Raw genomic sequence first — 23,091 nt, forward strand, 5'->3', positions numbered from 1 at the left:
ATTATCCCTCCTGACTTAAAAAGCGGAAAACGTCACTTCGCTCGATGATACCAAGGATTTTTTTATCATGTTTAAGCATAAAGGATTCTTCTTCAGCCAATAAATCAAAAACCTCACTTAAGCTTGTATCCAGATCCAAGGTAGTTAGATTAGATGGATTAGTTGCCATTTTTTGATAAAAGCCGCCATTATATAATGTTTCTAATGTTTGCGTATAGACTTCATCCGTCGTTTCGTCAAAAAATTCTTCAACGAAATGATTGGCCGGATGCTTTTGGATTTCTTCAGGTGTATCGCACTGAATCAGCTTTCCTTCGTGCATGACCGCAATACGACTGCCGATCTTCATAGCTTCTTTCATGTTATGTGTGACAAAAATGACAGTATTCCCAAGTTTTTGGTGCAGTGCTAAGACGAGGTCTTGTAGACTCGCACGTGAAATTGGATCAAGAGCGCTGAATGGTTCGTCCATTAGAACGATATCTGGCTCAGAGGCTAAAGCACGAATAATTCCGATTCGTTGCTGCTGCCCACCGGATAATTCACTTGGCATCCGATCCCTGAATAACTCGGGGTCCATATCGACCTCTTTTAATAGCTCATCCACACGATTGTTTCGACGTTCTTTATCCCAACCAAGCATGTCAGGAATTACTTCGATATTCTCTTTGACGCTCATTGTTGGAAAAAGAGCAATTTGCTGCAAAACATAGCCGATTTGCCAGCGTAATTTCTGAATATTATAATCTTTAATTCGCTTTTCCTTAAAATAAAGGTTGCCATCAGTTGGTTCGATTAAACCGTTGATCATTTTTAAAGACGTTGTTTTCCCACTGCCTGAAGGGCCAACTAAAACAAAAATTTCACCTTTTTTTACAGAAAGGTTTAAATCTTTTAAGACAACATTGCCTTCAAATTCCTTACTTACATTTTTAAATTCAATAATTGATTCCATCTATTTCTCCTCCCCAATGATTTTCTCTTTCACTAAGAAGTCATGAGCGACTTTAGCTGGTTGCTCTTTTTTAACATTAACCAAATAATTCATTTCAATCATTTGGTCTTCGGTAATCTTACCAGCTAAACGATTCAGTGCTTTAACAACTTTTGGGTGCTTCTCCGCAAATTCTTTTTTCATTAAAGGTGCCCCTTGATAAGGAGGGAAAAGATGCTGATCGTCTTCCAAAGTCATCAAATCATACTGCTTAATCTCACTATCCGTAGAGTAGGCATCAATCACATCAACGTCGCCTGTGTTAATTGCTTGGTATCGTAATGCTGGCTCCATGCTCTGGACAGAGCTTAGCTTTACTCCATATTTGTCTTGAATTCCACGATAACCATCTTGACGATCAATAAATTCTAAAGTAAATCCAGCTTTTAATTGATCTTGTTGTGCCTGAAGTTGAGAAATTTTTGTGATCCCGCGTTTCTCGGCTTCGCTTTTCTTCATTGCCAAAGCATAGGTATTTTCATAATCCATTGGTTTTAACAAGCGCATATCAAATTGCGAATCTAATAATTTATTGGCTTCAGTATAAGTTTTCTCTGGTGTCAGATTATCTGGAGTATTTTTAGGAACCTCTACTAGACTCTCTAAAACTGTCCCAGTAAATTCAGGATAAATGTCAATTTGATCACTTTTCACGGCACTGAATAAGAAACTTGTTTTCCCGAAGTTTGGTTTCAATTCCACATTAATGGAAGAGTCTTCATCTTTGATAACTTCCTTGTACATGTTAATCAAAATATCCGGTTCTGAGCCTAGTTTCCCCGCAATCGTTACTGTTTCAGTTCCAATAGGATTATTCTGAGCAAAGAAAATCCCCCCGATACTCAAACAGATTACTCCTAAAGCAATCAGAGTTACTTTTCCGCTGCGATTTTGTAAAAAGCGAATCAGTGTGCTGAAGATAATAGCAAGCAAAGCGGAACTAATCGCACCGATCAAGGTTAGGTTCGGATCATTTCGATCAATCCCTAGTAGGATAAAAGTTCCCAGTCCTCCAGCACCAATCAGCGCAGCTAATGTCGCGGTACCAATAATCAAGACAAGAGCTGTGCGTACACCGGAAATAATTACAGGCATTGCCATTGGCAACTCCACGCGAACCAATTTACGCATCCGAGACATTCCAAAGGCGTCTGCTGCTTCTTCAATGGATGGGTCAATTTCCGAGAGCCCAATATAAGTATTTTGAAAAATGGGAAGCAAGGCGTAAACTACTAGGGCGATTAAAGCCGGCACCGTCCCGATACCCACGAAAGGAATTAGTAGCCCCAACAGAGCGAGAGATGGAATCGTCTGTAAAATACTAGTTATCTGCAAAACGACTTCCGCTAATTTTTTTCGTTGACTCAATAGTATTGCTAATGGAATGGCGATCACTATGGCAATTAATAAAGCACTCAAGGAAATTGCTAAATGTTCAAAGATTGCCGATAAAAGATCGTCTTTTCTTTCACTAAAAGTATTAATTAATTCATTCATAAAATATCCTTTCAAAATTATGACCTGTTCTCAGTATAACTTAATCAAAAAGGGAGACAAAAAGATTGGCTTGGACAAAAGTAGTATAATGAGCAATGACTTACAGTAAAGAAAGCGGGAGAAAAATGAAATCCAATGATGAATTAAAAAAAATCCAAAGAAAAACACAAGAGAAAAACTATTCTTACTTGAATTCTTATCATTATAATTGGTTTAAAGCTATTGAACTGAACTTGTTAAGCGGTGATGGCTTTACTAACTATTTCTTACGAATCAAACAAAATGAGCCGGTAGTTTTTGAAAAACTAGAGGGAAGCGTATTAGACGCAACAGTGGTCGCCTTTCAAAAAGGACTATCTGAAATAGATAGCTTTGTCTTAATTACGGCGGCTTGGGCCAATGGCTTCGTCCCTGAAAAATCCGAATCAGCGATGCAAGATTTGGACCGTTTCCTAACAAACTATACTATCCAAAAAGAACCACTAATCGGGATTAATCAAATGAATGCAGATTTTAATCAGGTATTAATGCAGCATTTTCCTAAAGTTCGTCGTCAAGATTTGCGATTGATTTATCGGCTGCTTCTATTGAAAAGTGTCCCTTCAAACCGTGTTACCAAAGAATTAGAAACCTTAAATGAACCTACCAAAAAAAGAACCATAGAAATGCTGACGCTTTTCCGATCATTCTAATAAAAAAGAAACGACTGTGAGAATGTCGTTTCTTTTTTATTACTTATCGTGGGTGACCACTACATGCCATTGCTTTAACTCGTAGCGGTAAAGATCGCCTTGGAATACTGGATCAGCGTCAGAGATTGATTTGGCTTCTGCTAGACTTTCTGCTTCAAAAATCACCATCGCTCCATCAATTTCCTCGGTTGACATATCCCCGAATACTCCCGCTGTTAAGTAGCGCTCTTTTGATAATCCCTTCAAATACTGTGCCGACTCCATGGCGACCTGCTCGCTAACCTCCTTTTCCCCGTTTTTGTAATCGATCCGAACAAACAACATACTACCTTCTTTCATATTATTAACTCCCTTTCTATAACAAATAGTTATTCTCTTTATTCGCAATGTGCAAACGATGTAACTCATAAGTAGCATAGCCAGCAAGAACTAGCGGCTCTTGCTTACAAATTTCTTCAGCTTCTTCATAGCTTTTTGCTTTAAGTAAAAACATTCCTGCCATACCAGGAAACCCTTTAAATGCACCCGCAAGTTCAATATGCCCCTCGGTATCTAATTTACGGATGTTCTCAACATGTGCAACCACCCCTGCTTTGTTTAATTTACGATATTCCTTCGTCTTCTTAATCATCATGACGTATAACCATTCTTCCATTTTCTTCCTCCTAATCATATTTTTCGGCGATTTTCATTGCACGTTTTTTCAATTCCTGCTGGGCTTCTTTCGGTCTAGAACTTCCATGTGAGAGCCATAAGAAAGCAGACGGTGGTATGTCCATTCATTCAATGGGTACTGGACGTTCACTAAAAAATTTCCATCTGCACACCGCTTAACCTGATGTTCGTGAAACTCATCAAATAGACGATGCGCCATTTCGGGAGAAAATTTTAACTTGAATAATGTAAATGCCATATTATTGGCAGATTCATCTAATGAATAAGTCTCGGGCATTACTCGGTCGAAGGTTTCAGTCAAAACTCGTATTCTTTTCATACGAGACAAGCGAAAAACTCTAATTGCTTGATTCGTACGACAAAATCCAACCACATACCACGCATGAGATTTAAAAACCAATCGGAATGGTTCAACTCTTCTTTTAGATTGTTGCAATTCAGAGTTGAAATATTCAAAAGCCAAAACATACTTCATAGTGATGGCACGTCGTAATTCCGAAATCGTGATTTTTTCATCGTCGCTACTCCCCCAATAACTAAGATCAATCTCTAACCAATCTTCTGATAACGGCCGGTCAAATAATGCTCCGATTTTGTTCAGGGCCTCCTTGACATTTGGATAATTTGATGCTTGAAGAATCTGTAGCCCTTGATACACTTGAACCTGTTCTTCCACAGTTAAAAAGGACTTATTTAGGGCATATCCGTCCATCAGTGAAATGCCTCCGCCCGTTCCCTTTTTTGAAATAACAGGGATTCCCGATAACGTCAACGTATTCATATCCCGATAAATTGTTCGTGTCGAAACCTCGAAATAATCAGCTAACTCCCGTGCAGTCACCTGTTTGTGGCTGACAATGTAAAAAATCATCCTTACCAACCGTTCGATCTGCATAAATTTCCTTCCTTTCGAACATACTATAGCAATGGTAATGTGACAACAAGCTGTCCTATTAGATAAAGAAAAAAACAGAGAGAAAACATTTGTATGCTCTACCTCTGTTTTATGTCATTCTTGTAATTTCTCTTTCAATCAGTGCAAGAGACAGCCTTAGCGCCTTTACGCGCTCTTTTGATAAAGTAATTTGCGCCTTCATATTTCGTCCAGCTGATTGTTTTTCCTCTAGTGAAATAATTGCTTGTTCGATTTTGTGCAACGTTGAAGCTAAGGACTTCTTTGCTGCTAGGTAATCTTCTAATTGATAGTTTTCCATGCGACCCACTCCTTTAGAACAAGTATATCAAAAAAGCTCTTTCAAAATTGAATGAACTTTACATTATTGAGTAATAATTACAAATTTTACTTATCATATAGTGTCTCAACTGTGCTGTGCTTATGGAGAATGATTTCCTAAACAAGCAAAAAGCACAGGAAATAGAGACCTATGCTTTTGACAAATAATTAAAAGAATGTTGTTACAAGAGCGATAATAGCTAATCCGCCTTGTGTTAAGATAATTTTTTTGTCACTTGTTAAACTACCATACAAAGCAACAAATATGATATAGATTAGGAATATTCGACTAATTTCAATCGGAGCATTAGAAAAAAGCAGGCCATATAGCAAACCAAGTCCAAGTAGTCCATTGTAGATTCCTTGATTCTTAAATAAGGTATTTAAGGATTCTTCCTTCAATTTTTCTTTTGTCAGATTAAAAACTCTGCTAGTTGTATTTGACGTGGTAGCAAAGGTTTCTAAATACATAATATAGAAAAATTCTAATGCAACGAAAAGAATAAATATTTTTGAAATGATGGACAATGTTAGTCCTCCTTTTCTGTTACAGTTAATTCTGTTTTCTTTTCAGCGTACTCAGGCATGTTACCGAATAGTTTTATTAATAGCGGATTTTGGTTATGCTGTTCAACCGCTTCTTGATTTTGCCAATTCTCAATCATGACAAATTGGTTTTTCTTTTCAACTGACTCATATAGATCATATTTTAAGCAGCCTTCTTCTAACCGTGCAGAAGTTATTAAAGGGAAAATATCCGCTAAAAAGTCAGCTCTTTTATCATCATTAATGTAGAAAGTTGCTTGGATAATCTTCATTATTTAACCTCATTACTTATTTAAATTCTGTAATTTTTTCAGCAGGCAATCGAACAGACGTATATCCAGCTTCTTTCGCCTTACCGATAGACAAGATCATGACTGGTGTATATCGGTCTTTATTGAGCCCAAATGATTCAGCTAACTGGTCAGCTTCAAAGCCGCCGATTGGATTGGTTTCATACCCATGTGAACGTGCAATTAGCATAAACTGCATAGCAGCTAGACTGGAATCAATTTTTACTACATCATTCATTTGTTCTTTAGTGAAGCTCTTATAATAAGGAATAATCGCCGATAACTGTTGATCTCTTACTTCCACAGGCATCTTACCCTCTTCCACAGCCTGATCATAAATTTCTTCACCTAATTCGTAACACAACATATCCCCAAAAATCAGTATCATGGCTGATGAGGTATCATTTTGTTTAGTATTAAAACGAATCAATGGTTTCAATTTCTCTTTTTGCTCATCACTTTCAACTACCACAAAACGCCAAGGTTGCATGTTCACTGAAGAGGGTGCTGTAGTTGCTTCTTGAATCATTTCTAGCATCTCTTCGTGAGATATTTTAACCGTTTCGTCGTATACACGAACGGATTTTCTCCCAAATGTAATTTCAGAAAAATCATTATTTACTAGTTCTTTAGACATCGTTACTTCCTCTTTCAATTCACTAATTTTTTTAATAATTCAAGCAATGTTTGAGTTTCCCCTTCATCTAGGGGCAATATAACTCTTTTTTTTGAATGAGTATAATCTTGCTCACAAGTTTCCAATGCTTTTGATGCTTCATCGGTAATCTTTACAAAAACTTCTCGATTATTGTCTTTATTTCTTTCGCGAATGACATATTTTTTCTCTTCTAAAATCTTTAAATGCCTAGTGACCGCAGCACTATCTATTTTCAACTCGTTTTGTAATACCGTTTGAGAACACTGACCATTTTCTTTTAAAAACATCATTAATTCATAACGAGTAATACTAAAACCAGTTTCTTTTTCGAATTTACTGGTTGTCTCTTGATTCGCAAGTTTCAGCTGGTAGAATAACTTACTAATTTCTCTTAGGTTCATTTAAAACTCCTTCCATTAATTGACTAATCAACTGTTGACTGATCAACTATACTTCATTAAGGATAATTTAGGAAGCAATTTGCCTGTAAAATTCCTTTTAAATAAAAACGAATACCTTACTATCCTTTAAATCTATTAGAAACTATAGAAATCCCTTCTTATCAGTTTGCTTAATTATTCTAATATCGTTTAATATTGCACATTATCTTTTTGCGTAACGTTTAAGCTATAAAAAATGCAAAAACGCCTTTATCAACATTATTGAAAAAGTTGATAAAGGCGTTTTTATTTTAATGCGTATACTGTAAGTTCATCTTAACAGAAGTTCATTAACGCAAGTTCTTATCTAATACCTAAAGCAATCCGTGCATACCGACTCATCTTGTCAGTTGTCCATGCGGGATACCAAACAAGTTTCACTTCTACATTGGTTACTTCTGGAATCTCAGCTAACGCTGATTGGATATTTTCAGTTAAGATATCTGCTAACGGGCAGCCCATTGTCGTCAAAGTCATTTTAATCACAGTATTTCCCGTTTGTTCAAAATCGACCTCATAGATTAAACCAAGGTTCACGATATCGATTCCTAACTCAGGGTCAATGACTGACTCTAAAGCGGTCAAAATTGTTTCTTTAATCTCAGCTACTTCTGCATCGGTCCATTTTTGAGTGTTCTCTTCCACCTGCTTCACTCCCTTTCGAGTTTCAAGAGTATTTTACTCTATCTATCAGCTTTTGTAAATGAGAATCGAGACCTGCTTATTCTCAGTTAACAATCATTCGTTATTGGCTTTGGATTTTTTTAATAAGTTCTGTTCATCCTGTGTTAAGAATGTTCCTACGACAGAATCTGTTGCTACGATGTTAGTGAACGAATGAGGATCAACATCCGCCACAACCTGTTTAAGTGTATATAATTCATAACGAGTAAAAACAATCATAATTACCTCACGTTCGCTAGAACTAAAGCCTCCTCGTGCGGGTATTACTGTTAACCCACGAAGTAATTCACGACTTAAGGCAGCACACATTTCTTTGCTCTTACTCGTGTTGACAAAGGCCGTCATTTTCTGATGACTTGTATGTACGTAGTCAACTACCGTACTCATAGTGAAGATGGTTATGATCGTATATAGCGCGCTTTCCCAAGTGAAAAAGAACCCCGCTACAACAACAATCAATCCGTTTAGAAGCATCATATAGTTGCCAACCGTTCGGCCGGTCGTTTTTGATAGTAATAATGAAACGATATCCAGCCCACCGGTAGTAAACCCAAACTTCAATGACAGTCCGGCACCAATACCCAGTAAAACCCCACCAGTAATCGCATTCATCAATACGTTATCAGTCACCTGTCCAACAGGCACAAGTGTAGTGAAAAAGGACATCGAAATTACATTCGCAAAACTTAAGATCATTGCTGATTTACCTAATTTAATAAAGCCTAAGATGAATACTGGAACATTCAGAAGAAAAATCAAGATACCAGTATCAAGTGATAGTCCTGCATTTGAGAGCACATGTTCAACGATTTGCGCAATCCCAGTCATTCCAGCTGAAAAGACATTTGCAGGAATCAAAAAATAGTTTAACCCGACTGCGCCAGTCAAACCAGTAAATAATATAATAAGAATTTTTTTAGCTAAATCCTTAGATGTGTAATTGATAACCTTCTGCATCCGAAGTATTCCTCCTTTATTTGAAACCTATAATAGAGTAACAGGTTCTCTCATAATTAATCAATCGTTTTCAACAACTTATTGGAGAATAATCATGGCTTTCTTAGCATTTTTTGATAAACTAGAAGAATAGATTCAGAATGTCCATTCAACGGTAGGTTTAGCCTTTTGTTGAGTCATATATGAGACATTCAAAAGAAATAAGGAGGATGTCCATGGCTAAAGATGCAAGCTTTGATATCGTTTCAGAATTGAACAAAGAGGAAGTAAAAAACGGAGTTCAAATTGCCTTGAAAGAATTGAAAAATCGTTTTGATTTTAAAGGAAGTCTTTTTGACATCAAGCTAGAAGGAAACCAATTGGTAATCAAGGCGGAAGATGAGTATAAAGTGGAACAAGTTAAGGATGTCCTGTTTAGCAAATTGATTAAACGAGGGGTTCCACTGAAGAACATTCAATTTTCTCCCTCTGAACATGCGTTAGGTGGGAATGCTCGTCAAGCAGCTGAGCTAGTAAATGGGATTGATAGAGACAGCGCAAAGAAAATCACGACAGCTATCAAAAATAGCAAAATAAAAGTAAAAGCACAAATTCAAGAAGATCGTCTACGTGTCACAGGAAAAAGCCGTGATGATTTACAGCAAGTTATTGCATTAGTAAAGGAAATTGATTTACCTATTGATGTGCAATTTATTAATTATCGATGAAAAAAGCCGACAATAAATGTCGGCTTTTCATTTACATTAAAAGAAGTATAAAAGGAATGGCGTCCAAAAGTTAATGAAATCAACTTTTTGGGCACGCTTCATCTCTGTTTTATTTATCTATAGTTTGGGAATTTGCCAAAAATTTCATTTGCGATATTTATATTTTAATGTTTAAAGAATTACCCTCTATGCTCCCAGAATGAGCGAGATCTATGCTCCACTTCGTCTGAACCATAGACGATTTTTCGGTCCTCCCAATTAATCGGTAAAAGAGTTTGATAATGAGGATTCGTATAGCGTTGATCTAACAACAAAATAATGCCTTGATCTTCCATCGTACGGATCACTCGTCCAGCAGCTTGGATCACTTTGTTCATTCCTGGTAATTGATAAGCATAGCTGAAGCCCTGGTTTCGTTTCTCATCATAATACTCTTTGATTAATTCTTGTTCGTGATTGATTTGCGGCAACCCTACACCAACCACGACTGTTCCGATCAATCGCTCTCCCACCAAATCAATCCCTTCGGAAAAGATTCCTCCAAGTACGCAAAAGCCGATCAATGACTCTTTCGGCTGATCGATAAAAGCCGCTAAAAACTCTTCACGTTCTGTTTCGTTCAATTTTGATCCTTGAATCTGAATCGCATACTCAGGATATACATCATGAAAATAATCTGCCACTTGATCCAAATATTGAAAGGATGGAAAGAAAACAAGATAGTTTCCCGTTTTCGTTTTAACTAAGCGTTCAATTGAGGCTGCAATTTTCGGAATACTTTGGGTTCGCTTTTGATAAGTGGTCTGAATACTGGCATCAACTAAGACTAATCGATTTTCATTTGGAAATGGGCTAGGCAAGCGATAACTCAAACTATCCTCTCCTCCACCTAAAACTTCTTGATAATAATCCAGTGGAGAAAAACTTGCAGAAAATAAAATACTACTCCCTACTTTTTCCATTGTTTGCTCTAGAAACCAGGATGGATCGATACAATACTCTTTAACAATCAAATCATAACTCTTATGCTCTACTGTGGTTTGATAATGGTCGTCATAATATTCACTCATTCTAGTAAAACGCAAAATCTCAAAATAAACTGGAAGCATTTTTTGCTGAGCTGGATGATCGGGGTTTTCAGCCAACCATTCTTTAATTTGCTCCTGCAATTTGAAGAGGCTGTTAATTAGACTTTCAGGTGCTGCTTGTTGATGATGATAGGGTTCGCCGTTAAGCGACTGATGAATCAACTCGAATTCGTTATCGACCCGAATAAAAGCTTTATTTAGTTTCTTAAAAGACTTGTCTAGGTCTTTTTGCATTTGATCGATGTTTTCTCGAGAAATGCTTGCTGAATACATTTCCTTTGAGCGATTGACTAGATTGTGAGCTTCATCAACTAAAACCAAATTTGTCTTATTTTCCTCTTCGAAAAAACGACGTAAATACACCGTCGGATCAAACAAATAATTGTAATCTCCTACAACGAGATCACAAAAACGACTGACATCCAATGAAAGCTCAAAAGGACACAATTCATGCTTGCGTGCATAATCTTCGATAACGGGTCTTGTATATTGATCTTCATTATTCAGCATATCCCAAAGACCATCATTGACGCGGTCATAGTAGCCTTTAGCGAAGGGACAATGCTCAGGTGTACAATTTCGTTCTGTTAAAAAACAGATTTTATCTTTTGCAGTTAAGGTCACGCTTTTTACACGCGCCTCTTTTTTTGTAATTTTCGTAACAGTTTCTTCTGCAACCTGGCGGGTGATTGTCTTCGCTGTTAAATAGAAAATTCGCTCTCCTAATCCTTCCCCCATTGCTTTAAATGCTGGAAAAATTGTAGACATCGTCTTTCCCGTTCCTGTTGGTGCCTCAACAAATAGTTTCTGCTGAGCGTGAATCGTCTTGTACACCGCTGCAGCTAACTCTCTTTGTCCTGCACGGTAAGTATCAAAAGGAAAGCTTAAGGCCTGTAAAGAACGATTACGAGTTTCTCGCCATTCCATTTGAAAAATCAACCAATTTTCGTATCGCTTGATTAAATCCTCGAAAAACTCAGTCAATTCATCAAAGGTAAAGGTTCGAATCTGGCGGGTAATTTTCTCTTCAGTCGTTTGAAAATAGGTCAAGCGTGTACCGATTTCAGACAGCTCTTCCTGTTCACTATAAATATAGGCATAAACCATTGCTTGATAAAAATACAAATCAATGATGCCAGGTTCTAATTCTTCAAATGGGGTTTCGGATGTTTTTATTTCATCGATAAATACTCGATCTTCTTCTATATAAATGCCGTCAGCACGACCTTCAATTTGAACAGCGGTATCTGCGATCTCGAGGGGTTTTTTCAACCAGACTTCTTTTTGATATCCTGATCCGCCTTCTTTTTGCAACTGGCGATGAATTCTCGCACCTTCTTGAGGTGTATGATTGCTGTTTTTCCCCTCATCAATGCTTCCGCTACGCAGGATAAACTCAACTAATTCACGAATCGCGATTTTCTTTACTGCCAAGTTGTCACCTCATTTTTACGTTTCTACTAAATCATTTGGCTGTTTCACCATAGAAGATTTTTTAGCCTTCGTCAAGTTTTATTCTATTTTATTGTTCTTGATTTATTTGGCAGAATTTTTTTTTTACTTGTTTGCCCGAGTTGTCAAAATCGTACAGAGAAGCCGCTTTTTTTTTGCTTTTAAGGTATAATAAAGAAGGACTTTGTGATATTGAGTTTTTATTACTGACAGAATCATTTATCAGTAAAGTGAATCAAATCAAACAAAATTACTTTTTAGTGTTTCAGGGAGGAAAAGAATGATTCAAATCGAAGGTTTTGTTACCGGAATCGCGCAAGAAAATTGCTATTTGATTCATAATGAAAAGAATTTATTGGTCGTGGATCCAGGAGCTGAAGGAGACCGATTAATAAAAGAAATTGAACGTATGGGGAAAAACCCGCAGGCTATTCTATTAACCCACACCCACTATGATCATATCGGTGCGGTGGAACAAATTCGAACAAAGTATGGTATTCCTGTTTATGTAAATCCTTTGGAACAGAAGTGGTTAGGAGATCCAATCCTAAATCTTTCTGGTCTAGGACGCCACGACAATATGCCAGATTTGATCGTACAGCCAGCCGAGTATGAATTTGAAATGAAAGAATACACCATTGGCGGTATGACTTTTCAGGTCGTACCAACACCAGGACACTCAATTGGCAGTGTCAGCTTTATCTTTGACGATTTTGTTGTAGTTGGGGATGCACTCTTTAGGGGAAGCATCGGGCGAACTGATTTATACACTGGAGATATGCAACAGCTGCTTTATAGTATTAAAACATATTTGTTCACTCTTCCTCGTGAGCTTCCAGCTTATCCCGGACACGGTGAAGCAACGACGATTGGTCGTGAGATCGATACGAATCCGTTCTTTAATTAAACAACTTTTTGGAGGTTTTAAATATGACAGAAACAAATCTTTATATTGTTCGACATGGTAAAACGATGTTCAACACATTGGCTCGTGTGCAAGGTTGGTGTGATACACCACTAACAAAAAGCGGACGTGAAGGCATTCATTATGTAGGACTAGGTTTGCAAGATACGAAGTTTGAAGAAGCTTATTCAAGTGACTCAGGTCGTGCAATCGAAACCATGCGTATTTTACTAAACGAACATCCTGAAGGCAAAAATATTCCTTATCACGTTGATCCTCGAATCCGGGAATGGTGCTTTGGTTCCTTGGAGGGCGCCTATGATGCAGAGATGTGGGGTGTTCTACCACGAGTATTGAACTTTAAAACAGAAGACGATCTATTTGCCACTGATGTTAGTTTTGAAGAAATCGCGAATGCTGTTGAAGGTGCAGATACTGCGAACTGGGCAGAGCCTTATACTCAATTACGCGACCGTGTTTGGAATGGATTCGAAGATATTGCTCAAAACCGAGAAAAACAAGGCGGAGGAAATGTTTTAATCGTTTCTCATGGCCTGACCATCGCCTTTTTATTAAGCTTGATCGATTCAAAACAACCTGTTCGCGCAAACTTACTAAACGGCAGTATCAATCGCTTACGGTATGAAAATGGCGAGTTTTCTATTCGTGCGATCAATGACATCAGCTACATGGAACGAGGAAAAACTATTTCAGATCATGCAGATGAATAGAAATTTAACTGTCAGCTTTTGCTGGCAGTTTTTTTCTTAAAAAAAGCTTAGCCTTTTTTCGATGGTCTTTTCAAGAGTGAAACGGTATACTGATTATTGTTATTAACTTGAAAGGACGTACACTTAATGCTTATCGCTAATATTTTTAAAGCAATTATTCTTGGAATTGTCGAAGGAATCACTGAATGGTTGCCTATTTCTTCGACAGGGCATTTGATTTTAGCAGATGAATTTATCAAATTAAATATGAGTCCTGCTTTTATTGAAATGTTCAATGTTGTGATTCAATTAGGAGCTATCCTAGCGGTCGTGGTTCTTTATTTTAGTAAGTTGAACCCTTTCGCACCGAGCAAAACACATGAAGAAAAACAGGACACCTGGACGTTATGGTTTAAAGTAATCATCGCTTGCTTGCCTGCAGCGGTGATCGGACTGCCTTTGGATGATTTTCTAGAGGAACATTTTCATAAGTTTTTGCCAGTTGCAATCATGCTGATCGTTTACGGGATCGCTTTTATTGTTGTAGAACGACACAATAAGACTAAAACGCCCAAATGCACCAATTTGAACGACTTTACTTACAAAGCCGCTCTTATCGTCGGAGCCTTTCAATTGCTCTCTCTAATCCCTGGAACTTCTCGTTCAGGCGCGACGATCCTTGGAGCTATTATCATCGGAAGTTCTCGTTTTGTAGCGACGGAATTCTCTTTCTTCCTCGGGATTCCAGTGATGTTTGGTGCCAGCGGGTTGAAAATCGTTAAATTCTTAATGAACGGCAATACCTTTGGGGGTTCTGAAATTATTGTTTTGTTAGTCGGTATGGTCACAGCCTTTATCGTATCGATTATCGCAATTAAGTTTTTATTGGATTATATCAAACGAAACGATTTTACTGTGTTCGGGTGGTATCGAATTGTATTAGGGATAATTTTGATCGGCTATTGGCTGATTGCTATGTAAGACCTGCCTTTTTAGCAGGTCTTTTTTTCTATTTAAACTATATTAATTATAAATTAAAACGAATAGAAATTATCTTGATTTTTAACGAGATATTCCTCTTTCACCGTTACAAGAACTAATGATAGTCATTCTCAATTCCAATTGATAATCACTTTCGTTCTCAATTAGCTAATTTCATTATCATTTAGCCGGACTAATGTGTTACTATAATAGTGAAAGAATAGTTAGTATCTTGATGAGCTATTACCATTAGATACATGTCAAGACTATTGAGAAAGGAGGAAAAGTGATGAGTAAAAAAGAACGCAATGCGTTTCTCTCTACCCTTTTCTGTTTATTGTTTTTAATTGTTGGTAGGATCTTAATTGGGCTTTCTCAGCCTATCTATCCTCTCTTTTTCATTGTTGCGATCATTAGCGGCGGTTGGAAGCAAACCTACGAAGGAATCAGTGAACTCGTGCAAGAACGCACCTTGAATGTCGATTTATTGATGGCGTTAGCTGCTATCGGAGCCTGCTTGATTGGAAATTGGTTTGAAGGGGCGATGCTGACCTTTATTTTCTGCTTAAGTGGTGCCTTGGAGGAGTATGCTACAAATAAAAGTACGAAAGAAATTACCGCACTAATGAATGTTGCTCCGAATGAAGCCTTGAAAATTATTGATGGTGAGCATGTCACGGTTCCTGTTGAAGAATTAAAATTGGGCGACATGGTTTTTGTTCCTAAAGGAAAAGCGGTCCCTATTGATGGCCGAATGCTTGGAGCTTCCTCTATTGACGAATCTGCAATCTCTGGAGAATCTGTTCCTGTTGAAAAAAATATTGATGATGAAGCTTTTGGCGGAACAATTAATTTAGGGCAACCTTTTTCATTGGAAGTAACTAAGACAAGTAATGATACTCTTTTTGCGCATATTTTACGTTTGGTTGAAAACGCTCAAAATGAACAAACAGCAACTGCGACTTTCATTGAGAAAATTGAAAATGTATATGTCAAAATTGTTTTGCTAGCAGTTCCTCTAATGATTTTGTTTACACACTTCATACTTGATTGGAGCTTTACCGAAAGTTTTTATCGTGGAATGGTTTTATTAGTGGTTGCCTCCCCTTGTGCCTTAGTTGCTTCTGCCACACCCGCTACTTTGGCTGCAATATCAAACGGCGCGAAAAAGGGAATCCTTTTTAAATCAGGAAAGACTTTAGAAAACCTGGCGGATTTACGAGCAATCTCCTTCGATAAAACGGGCACATTGACACAAGGAAAACCGCGAGTTACGGATTATAAAACCTTTTCAGATGACTCTGTGATTCCTCAATTATTTTTTTCAATGGAGCGGCAATCAACGCACCCTCTAGCGGTAGCAATCACAAAGTTTTTTAAGGATGAGAATGCTCTTGAATTAAATGTGGAGGAACGCGCAGGATTTGGATTAGTGACTACTTATCAAGATCAAACATGGCAACTTGGCAAACCAACTGATAAGCAGAAACACCCGTTGATTGACCTATGGCACGAAGAAGGAAAGACAGTCGTGGTTCTTAGTAAGAATGATCAAATTACTGCTCTGCTTGCCCTAATGGACTTGCCTAAGCCGTATACAAAAGAAGTAATCACCTATTTCCAAGAGCAAAATGTTCAAACTGTCATGCTTACAGGTGATAATGTAGGTGCGGCCAGTTATGTTGCTCAGCAGCTTCACTTAAATGATTTTCATGGTGGGTGTCTACCAGCTGATAAAACTGATTTGGTGAAGCAACAGAAAAAGGACTATACTGTCAATGCGATGGTTGGGGACGGAATCAACGATGCCCCTGCCCTAGCCACTGCTAGCATTGGTGTCGCGATGGGCGAAGGAACGGATGTAGCCATGGAAGTTTCAGACATGGTGCTGATGAAAAACGATTTGACGAAATTGATGTATAGTCATCGCTTATCGAAAAAAATGAAACGGATTATTCGTCAGAACATCATATTCTCACTATGCGTAATCGTTCTTTTAATCGCAAGTAATTTTTTACAATTTCTGACACTGCCCTTAGGAGTCGTAGGCCATGAAGGAAGTACCATTCTTGTTATTCTCAATGGACTCCGGATGCTGATACCTTTGAAGGAGCTTGCTGATATCGATGAAACGAAATGCTCCACATGTCCACTTTATAAAGCATCTCATTGATCAAAAAAAGCTAGGATGACAAAGATTCTAGCTTTTTATCCATTTTATTCTTGATATCCTAGTACCTTTTTATTTATATGGATGTACTACGATTAACAAGCAATAAGAGAAAACGAAGGATTTGTCTATCGTTTCAATATAATTTCTGTTAAGGAAAAAAACTTGTCACGATTTTATTGCATTGAAAAGCGGCTTTATGTATAATGAGTAATGTTGAATTGTACGGTTACAACCGTATAAGACTGAATTCGGAGGTGAAATCCATGCCAAACATTGAATCTGCAATCAAACGTGTTCGCACTAGTGAAGCTGCTAATGCTAAAAACTCATCACAAATGAGCGCAATGCGCACTACTGTTAAGAAATTTGAAGAGGCTGCTGCTGCTGGCGCTGAAAATATGAATGACCTTTATAAAGAAGCTGCTAAAGCAATTGATATGGCTGAATCAAAAGGTTTGATCCACAAAAACAAAGCAAACCGTGACAAAGCACGTCTTGCTAAAAAATTAGCTAAATAATAAAAACCGATCAATTGATCGGTTTTTTTATTTGTTTTTGATTGTAAAAATAAGATCGATACTGATAAGTATCGATCTTATTCTTTTACTTGCTAGATAATTCAGTGTAGCTCTTCACTCGTTCTTCCATGTCTTCAACTGTTTGATTCAACATTTCTTCTACTACGGAATCATCCTTCTTGATGTTATGCAACGCAGAGAAGCGTGTTTGCCCTTCTAAGAAGGCATTCATCTTGCTGAAGTCTGTTTTCTTGAAGTCGATGCGCATTGGGTCTTTGCCCTTTTGTGCGCGGACTGGATCGTAACGATAAAGCGGCCAATAGCCGGATTCTACAGCTTTAACCGATTCTTCGATTGACTGGCTCATTCCGCCACGTATTCCATGATTGATACATGGTGTATAGCCGATAATCAATGATGGTCCTGGATAAGCTTCAGCCTCTTGAATTGCTTTTAATGTTTGTGTCGGATTTGCTTCAATTGCAACCTGTGCGACATACACATCACGATAAGTCATAGCAATCATACCAAGGTCTTTCTTCTTCGTCTTCTTACCACCCGCTGCAAATTTTGCAATAGCAGCTGATGGCGTAGCCTTCGACATCTGTCCCCCAGTATTAGCATACACTTCATTGTCCATTACAAGGATATTTACATCCTCACCAGATGCTAAAACATGATCGATTCCGCTAAAGCCGATATCATAGGCCCAACCGTCTCCACCAATGATCCATTGACTAGGTTTAGCAAACATATCTTTATCAGCTAAGATGGATTGTAACTCATCATTTGCTTCTTCGCTTAGAACAGCACGCAACTTAGCCGCACGTTGCTGGCTGCCTTCACCTTCTAACATGTGATTCAACCAATCTTGTAGCTGTGCTCTTGTATCCTCTGTCCCAATACCGTTTTCTAGCGCTTTGGAGATTTTGTTCGCCAAGCGATTCCGTTTCGTTTCATTGGCCATATGCATACCTAAACCATACTCAGCATTGTCTTCAAAGAGCGAGTTGCTCCATGCAGGACCGCAGCCCTCTTGATTGACCGTATATGGTGTAGCTGGTGCAGAACCGCCCCAGATAGAAGAACATCCAGTGGTGTTAGCAATCATCATTCGATCACCAAATAACTGAGTTAGCAACTTCACGTAAGGAGTCTCACCACAGCCAGCACAAGCGCCTGAGAATTCAAGTAGGGGCTGCTCAAATTGAGAACCTTTTACTGAAAATTTCTTGGCCGGATTTGCTTTTTGACGAAGAGTCATCGCAAATGCCCAATTTACCGCTTGTTCTCTTTGTTCTTCGTATGACTTCATGACCAATGCTTTTTCTTTTGCAGGACAAGCCTCTACACAGAGTCCGCAACCGGTACAGTCTTCTAAAGACACTTGAATACGATATTTGAAGCCATCTTTTCCGCGCATATCCCGAGTGATAAATCCTTCAGGTGCCGCTTCCATCTCTTCCTCGTCTGCAAGGAACGGACGAATCGCTGCGTGAGGACAAACAAAGGCACATTCATTACACATCGTACAAGCTTCAGGAATCCATTCTGGAACCTCTAAAGCAATACCACGTTTTTCATAAGCAGCAGTACCAGAAGGCATTACACCGCCCAACATACCATTTTCAATCAAATCACCCACTGAAAGCTGATTGCCTTCTTGACGATTGATTGGTTCTAAAATATTACGAATATAGGCTGGTTTATTTTGATCTTCGTCATCAACAAGTGTTTTCACTTCAATCGTTGCCCACTCGGCTGGAATTTCGATTTTTTTCAGTTCAGCTACAGTAGCATCAATCGCCTGCCAATTTCGTTCAACAATTGTTCTTGATTTTTTCCCGTAGGCTGCGTCTACTTCTGCTTTAAGCAGCGGCAGATAGGTCTCGTGATCCATAATATCTGTTAACTCAAAGAAAGCTGTTGACATTACTTGATTGATCCGACCGCCAAGTCCCGTTTTTTGAGCGATCTCCATTGCGTTGATGATGTAAAAATTAATATGATGCTCTGCTAAATAACGTTTGATTCGACTTGGTAATAATTTTTTGACCTTTTCCTCATCCCAAACTGTGTTCAGTAAGAAGGTTCCACCATCTTTCAATCCTTTGACTAGGTCATACTGATGAATATAAGCACTATTATGACAGCCGACAAAATCAGCGGCTTCCACATTATAGGTAGAAAGAATTGGTTCTTTCCCAAAACGAAGATGAGAATTTGTTAAGCCCCCTGATTTCTTAGAATCATAAGAGAAATAAGCCTGCGCATAATAATCGGTATTATTCCCGATAATTTTGATTGCTTGTTTATTTGCTCCAACTGTTCCATCTGAACCAAGTCCCCAGAATTTTGCTTGGAATGTTGATTTTGGTGTCAGATCTAATACACTACTCATTGGAAGAGAAAGATTTGTTACGTCGTCATTTATTCCCACAGTAAAGCGCTGTTTCATATCAGCAACTGGTAATAATAAATGATCAAAAACTGCTACGATTTGATCTGGCGTTACGTCTTTTGAAGCAATACCGTAGCGACCGCCAATAACGATTGGACGGTTTGTATGACGATATAGCACACTTTGGACGTCTAAGAGCAATGGTTCTCCATCAGAACCTGGTTCCTTCGTTCGATCCAAGACTGCAACTTTCTCTACAGTTGTCGGCAATTTTTCCAATAAGTTCTCTGCTGGAAATGGACGATATAGATGAATATCCAAAAAGCCGACCTTTCGACCATTCTGATTCAAATAATCTACTGTTTGCTGAATCGTTGGTGAAGCTGATCCCATAGCAATGATTACTTCTGTCGCTTCGGGATCTCCGTAATAATTCGTCAAATCATAATTTGTACCGCGCAATGCATTGATCTTGCCCATGTATTTTTGGACAATTGCTGGCATTTCATCATAATAACGATTCACTGTTTCTCTTTGTTGGAAATGAATATCTGGATTTTGTGCGGTACCAGATACATTTGGGCGATTTGGATTCATCCCTAAACGTCTGAAATCAGCTAACGCTTCCCAGTTCATCATTGCCTTTAGATCTTCATAGTCAATCACTTCAATTTTTTGCAGTTCGTGACTCGTTCTAAACCCGTCAAAGAAGTTCATGAAAGGCAGTTTGCCCTCAATACTCGCTAAATGGGCAACTGCAGACAAATCCATTACTTCCTGAACGCCACCTTCAGCCAGCATACAAAAACCTGTTTGCCGAGCTGCCATTACATCACTGTGATCTCCAAAAATACTTAATGCATTCGTAGAAACTGCACGTGCTGCTACGTGAAACACAGTAGGTAACAATTCACCAGCAATCTTAAACATGTTCGGAATCATCAGCAACAAACCTTGTGAAGCGGTATATGTTGTAGTTAAGACACCTGTTTTCAAAGAGCCGTGAACGGTTCCGGCAGCTCCTGCTTCTGATTGCATTTCAACCACTTTTACTGTTTCATTAAAAATGTTCTTGCGACCTTGCTCTGCCCATTCGTCAACGACTTCTGCCATTGTTGAACTAGGCGTGATTGGATAGATTCCGGCAACTTCCGTAAACGCATAAGAAATATGGGCTGCCGCAGTGTTTCCATCCATCGTTTTCATAGTTTTCATCATTTGCACCTCGCTTAAACCAATTGCTCCTGTCTTGTCTTTTGAATATACTGATCAATTTCATTTGCTGCTATTTTCCCTGCACCCATGGCTAAGATGACGGTTGCCGCACCTGTAACGATGTCACCACCGGCGAAAACTCCTGGAATTGACGTCGCACAAGTTTCTTCATCCGCATCAATATATCCCCATTTATTTAGTGCTAGTTCAGGGAAAGTGTCCAATAAGACTTTATTGGCTCCTTGTCCGATTGCTTCGATTGCTGTATCTGCTTCAATAATGAATTCACTACCTGGAATAACGATTGGTCTTCGACGTCCCGATTCATCCGGTTCGCCCAATTCCATCCGAACACACTTGACCGCCTTTAATCGCCCAGCGCCATCATCCATGTATTCAACAGGATTGCTTAACCAATGATACTCTATTCCTTCTTCTACTGAGTGATGATATTCTTCCTCACGAGCAGGTAATTCTTCCAATGACCGACGATACACGATAGAAACTTTGTCAGCACCTAAACGTTTAGCAGAACGTGCTGCATCCATCGCTACATTTCCGCCGCCAATGACAACGACATTTTTCGATTTCTGAACAGGTGTATCATAGGTTGGAAATTGATAACCATGCATCAGATTTACACGTGTCAAGTACTCACTTGAAGAGTAGACACCATTTAATGATGTTCCTTTGATTCCTTGGAATCTAGGAGCACCTGCTCCCACTGATAAATAGCACGCATCAAATTCGGAAAGAATCTCATCCATTGTAATTGTTTTTCCAACGACCACGTTGGTTTCGATTTTCACACCCTGAGCGACGATTCGTTCAATTTCTTTCTTCACAGTACTTTTTGGTAAACGGAATTCTGGAATTCCATATGTGAGTACGCCACCTGGTGCATGCAATGCTTCATAAACAGTCACATCGTACCCCAGCTTCACCAAATCTCCAGCCGCCGTTAACCCGGAAGGTCCTGACCCAATAACTGCAACTCTACCCTTATCGTCAGTGACTTCCTTATATTCTACTGGTTGCTCTAAAGCCCAGTCCGCCACTAAGCGTTCCAGTTTTCCGATTGCTACTGGTTCAAATTTTTTCGATCGTCCTAAGCGACATACCATCTCACATTGCTTTTCCTGTGGACAAACACGCCCACAAATTGCTGGTAAATTCGTATAGCGACTTAAAATCTCGTAGGCTAATGGCATATCGCCTTCTTCGATCGCTTTAATAAAGCCAGGGATATCAATCATTACGGGACAATTTGTAATACAAGGCGCATTTTTACATTGCAAGCAACGACTTGCCTCTAATTGTCCCTCTTCTAACGTATAGCCTAAAGCAACCTCGTCGAAATTCTGATTTCGAACCTCAGGTGCTTGTTCTCGCATCGGGGTTTTTGTATAACTGCGTTTAGCCATTTGTATTCACCTGCTTTTCATAGCTTTCATTCGCCAGTAATTCTTCCGGACGGTATTGCTGCATCCGATTGACGAATTCATCCCAATCGACTTCTTCGCCTAAAAATTCTGGTCCATCAACGCAAGCAAATTTAATAGAGTTTGCCACTGTTACACGACAGCCTCCGCACATCCCCGTACCATCAATCATGATCGGATTCAATGAGACATAGATAGGTACATCATATTTTTTTGCTGTGAGTGTACAAAACTTCATCATGATACTTGGTCCAATTGCCCAAGCCATTGAGATGTCTTCCCGTTTGAAGACATCTTCCATTGCCTGAGTTACTAGACCCTTTTGACCCACAGAGCCATCATCTGTCATCAAAATCAGTTCGTCAGAATACTGTGCGCATTCCTCCTGCAGAATCAATAACTCCTTATTTTTCGCTCCAAGAACAGTAATCACACGATTACCCGCCTCTTTTAATCCTTTAACGATTGGGAATAATGCCGCGATTCCAACGCCACCGCCAACTAAGAGAACGGTCCCATAATTTTCGATATCCGTTGCCTTACCAAGTGGTCCAACAATATCCATTAAGGCTTCTCCAGCCATAACAGTAGCGAGCTGGGCAGTTGATTTGCCGATCACTTGAAAGATTAAGCGTACCCAACCCGCTTCTTTGTCCGTATCCACGACAGTTAGCGGAATCCGCTCACCTTGTTCGTCGATTCGCAAGATCACAAACTGCCCTGGTTGTGCTTTCTTGGCAATTCGTGGTGCCTCAACTAAAATTTCATATTCAGTTGGCGCCAGTTCCTTGCGTTCTAATACTTTAAACAAAATCTCACTCCATTCTTCCCAG

23 protein-coding genes are annotated in these 23,091 nt (G+C 38.9%); 7 read left to right on the plus strand and 16 right to left on the minus strand.

The genetic code is table 11. The features are described 5' to 3' along the window. Position 1: 1 nt before the first annotated feature. Positions 2-955, minus strand: a complete 954-nt coding sequence (locus J9537_RS07900) for an ABC transporter ATP-binding protein (RefSeq protein ID WP_218255558.1) — start codon at positions 953-955, stop codon at positions 2-4. Continuing rightward, positions 956-2,491, minus strand: coding sequence for an ABC transporter permease/substrate-binding protein (locus tag J9537_RS07905; RefSeq protein WP_218255560.1), 1,536 nt, complete (start codon positions 2,489-2,491; stop codon positions 956-958). 125 nt (positions 2,492-2,616) lie between these two features. On the opposite strand from J9537_RS07905, the gene J9537_RS07910 reads away from it, so the two are divergent. Then, complete coding sequence (locus J9537_RS07910) at positions 2,617-3,183, plus strand: hypothetical protein (RefSeq protein ID WP_218255561.1); 567 nt, start codon at positions 2,617-2,619, stop codon at positions 3,181-3,183. Between the two features lie 39 nt (positions 3,184-3,222). Here the strand turns inward: J9537_RS07910 and J9537_RS07915 are convergent, their stop codons facing one another. The 10 genes from J9537_RS07915 to J9537_RS07960 all read right to left on the minus strand — a co-directional run bounded on the left by J9537_RS07915 (position 3,223) and on the right by J9537_RS07960 (position 8,667). Further along, positions 3,223-3,522 (minus strand): YciI family protein, encoded by a 300-nt coding sequence (locus J9537_RS07915; RefSeq protein ID WP_218255563.1) that lies wholly within the window; start codon positions 3,520-3,522, stop codon positions 3,223-3,225. A 16-nt stretch (positions 3,523-3,538) separates the two neighbouring features. After that, a complete protein-coding gene (locus tag J9537_RS07920; protein WP_218255565.1) occupies positions 3,539-3,838 on the minus strand; it encodes a YciI family protein in 300 nt (99 codons plus the stop codon). A 48-nt stretch (positions 3,839-3,886) separates the two neighbouring features. Beyond that, entirely contained in the window at positions 3,887-4,753 is an 867-nt protein-coding gene (locus J9537_RS07925; RefSeq protein WP_245001246.1) for a helix-turn-helix transcriptional regulator, read from the minus strand. A gap of 109 nt (positions 4,754-4,862) precedes the next feature. Continuing rightward, the gene (locus J9537_RS07930; protein ID WP_010744882.1) at positions 4,863-5,072 is read right to left on the minus strand and encodes a hypothetical protein; all 210 of its coding nucleotides are present in this window, start codon (positions 5,070-5,072) and stop codon (positions 4,863-4,865) included. A gap of 188 nt (positions 5,073-5,260) precedes the next feature. Then, positions 5,261-5,620, minus strand: a complete 360-nt coding sequence (locus J9537_RS07935) for a DUF1304 domain-containing protein (protein WP_218255567.1) — start codon at positions 5,618-5,620, stop codon at positions 5,261-5,263. Positions 5,621-5,622: 2 nt separating this feature from the next. Next, positions 5,623-5,910 carry a putative quinol monooxygenase gene (locus tag J9537_RS07940; protein WP_218255568.1) on the minus strand — a complete coding sequence of 96 codons (288 nt, stop codon included), beginning with the start codon at positions 5,908-5,910 and terminating at the stop codon, positions 5,623-5,625. Positions 5,911-5,926: 16 nt separating this feature from the next. Next, positions 5,927-6,565, minus strand: coding sequence for a nitroreductase family protein (locus tag J9537_RS07945; protein WP_218255569.1), 639 nt, complete (start codon positions 6,563-6,565; stop codon positions 5,927-5,929). 14 nt (positions 6,566-6,579) lie between these two features. Next, positions 6,580-6,987, minus strand: coding sequence for a MarR family winged helix-turn-helix transcriptional regulator (locus J9537_RS07950; protein ID WP_218255571.1), 408 nt, complete (start codon positions 6,985-6,987; stop codon positions 6,580-6,582). 342 nt (positions 6,988-7,329) lie between these two features. Next, positions 7,330-7,671: a metal-sulfur cluster assembly factor gene (locus J9537_RS07955; RefSeq protein ID WP_010744891.1), complete on the minus strand. Its 342-nt coding sequence runs from the start codon at positions 7,669-7,671 to the stop codon at positions 7,330-7,332. A 93-nt stretch (positions 7,672-7,764) separates the two neighbouring features. After that, on the minus strand, positions 7,765-8,667 hold the full coding sequence (locus tag J9537_RS07960; protein ID WP_218255573.1) for a YitT family protein: 903 nt from the start codon (positions 8,665-8,667) through the stop codon (positions 7,765-7,767). Between the two features lie 215 nt (positions 8,668-8,882). Between J9537_RS07960 and J9537_RS07965 the strand changes: the two genes are divergently transcribed. Further along, a complete protein-coding gene (locus tag J9537_RS07965) occupies positions 8,883-9,374 on the plus strand; it encodes a YajQ family cyclic di-GMP-binding protein (protein WP_010744893.1) in 492 nt (163 codons plus the stop codon). A gap of 179 nt (positions 9,375-9,553) precedes the next feature. On the opposite strand, the gene J9537_RS07970 is transcribed toward J9537_RS07965, so the two are convergent. Then, on the minus strand, positions 9,554-11,896 hold the full coding sequence (locus tag J9537_RS07970; protein WP_218255574.1) for a helicase C-terminal domain-containing protein: 2,343 nt from the start codon (positions 11,894-11,896) through the stop codon (positions 9,554-9,556). A 298-nt stretch (positions 11,897-12,194) separates the two neighbouring features. Here J9537_RS07970 and J9537_RS07975 point away from each other — a divergent pair, with 298 nt between their 5' ends. From J9537_RS07975 to rpsT, 5 genes are all read left to right on the plus strand, one after another. Then, a complete protein-coding gene (locus J9537_RS07975) occupies positions 12,195-12,821 on the plus strand; it encodes an MBL fold metallo-hydrolase (protein WP_218255575.1) in 627 nt (208 codons plus the stop codon). A 23-nt stretch (positions 12,822-12,844) separates the two neighbouring features. Further along, positions 12,845-13,549, plus strand: coding sequence for a histidine phosphatase family protein (locus J9537_RS07980; RefSeq protein ID WP_010744896.1), 705 nt, complete (start codon positions 12,845-12,847; stop codon positions 13,547-13,549). 126 nt (positions 13,550-13,675) lie between these two features. Then, complete coding sequence (locus J9537_RS07985) at positions 13,676-14,509, plus strand: undecaprenyl-diphosphate phosphatase (RefSeq protein WP_010744897.1); 834 nt, start codon at positions 13,676-13,678, stop codon at positions 14,507-14,509. 289 nt (positions 14,510-14,798) lie between these two features. Next, positions 14,799-16,682 carry a heavy metal translocating P-type ATPase gene (locus J9537_RS07990; protein WP_218255576.1) on the plus strand — a complete coding sequence of 628 codons (1,884 nt, stop codon included), beginning with the start codon at positions 14,799-14,801 and terminating at the stop codon, positions 16,680-16,682. A 263-nt stretch (positions 16,683-16,945) separates the two neighbouring features. Further along, on the plus strand, positions 16,946-17,200 hold the full coding sequence (gene rpsT, locus J9537_RS07995; protein ID WP_010744899.1) for a 30S ribosomal protein S20: 255 nt from the start codon (positions 16,946-16,948) through the stop codon (positions 17,198-17,200). An 85-nt stretch (positions 17,201-17,285) separates the two neighbouring features. On the opposite strand, the gene nifJ is transcribed toward rpsT, so the two are convergent. Genes nifJ through J9537_RS08010 form a run of 3 tightly spaced genes read right to left on the minus strand, consistent with a single transcriptional unit; the run spans position 17,286 to position 23,069 of the window. Continuing rightward, positions 17,286-20,819, minus strand: coding sequence for a pyruvate:ferredoxin (flavodoxin) oxidoreductase (gene nifJ, locus J9537_RS08000; RefSeq protein WP_218255578.1), 3,534 nt, complete (start codon positions 20,817-20,819; stop codon positions 17,286-17,288). Positions 20,820-20,830: 11 nt separating this feature from the next. Continuing rightward, positions 20,831-22,240, minus strand: coding sequence for an NADPH-dependent glutamate synthase (gene gltA, locus J9537_RS08005; RefSeq protein WP_218255579.1), 1,410 nt, complete (start codon positions 22,238-22,240; stop codon positions 20,831-20,833). Beyond that, the gene (locus J9537_RS08010) at positions 22,233-23,069 is read right to left on the minus strand and encodes a sulfide/dihydroorotate dehydrogenase-like FAD/NAD-binding protein (protein WP_218255581.1); all 837 of its coding nucleotides are present in this window, start codon (positions 23,067-23,069) and stop codon (positions 22,233-22,235) included. The genes gltA and J9537_RS08010 overlap by 8 nt, the downstream gene beginning before the upstream one ends. Between the last annotated feature and the right edge of the window lie 22 nt (positions 23,070-23,091).

It is taken from the genome of Enterococcus raffinosus (genome assembly GCF_019175485.1).
Taxonomy (GTDB): Bacteria; Bacillota; Bacilli; order Lactobacillales; family Enterococcaceae; genus Enterococcus_A; species Enterococcus_A raffinosus.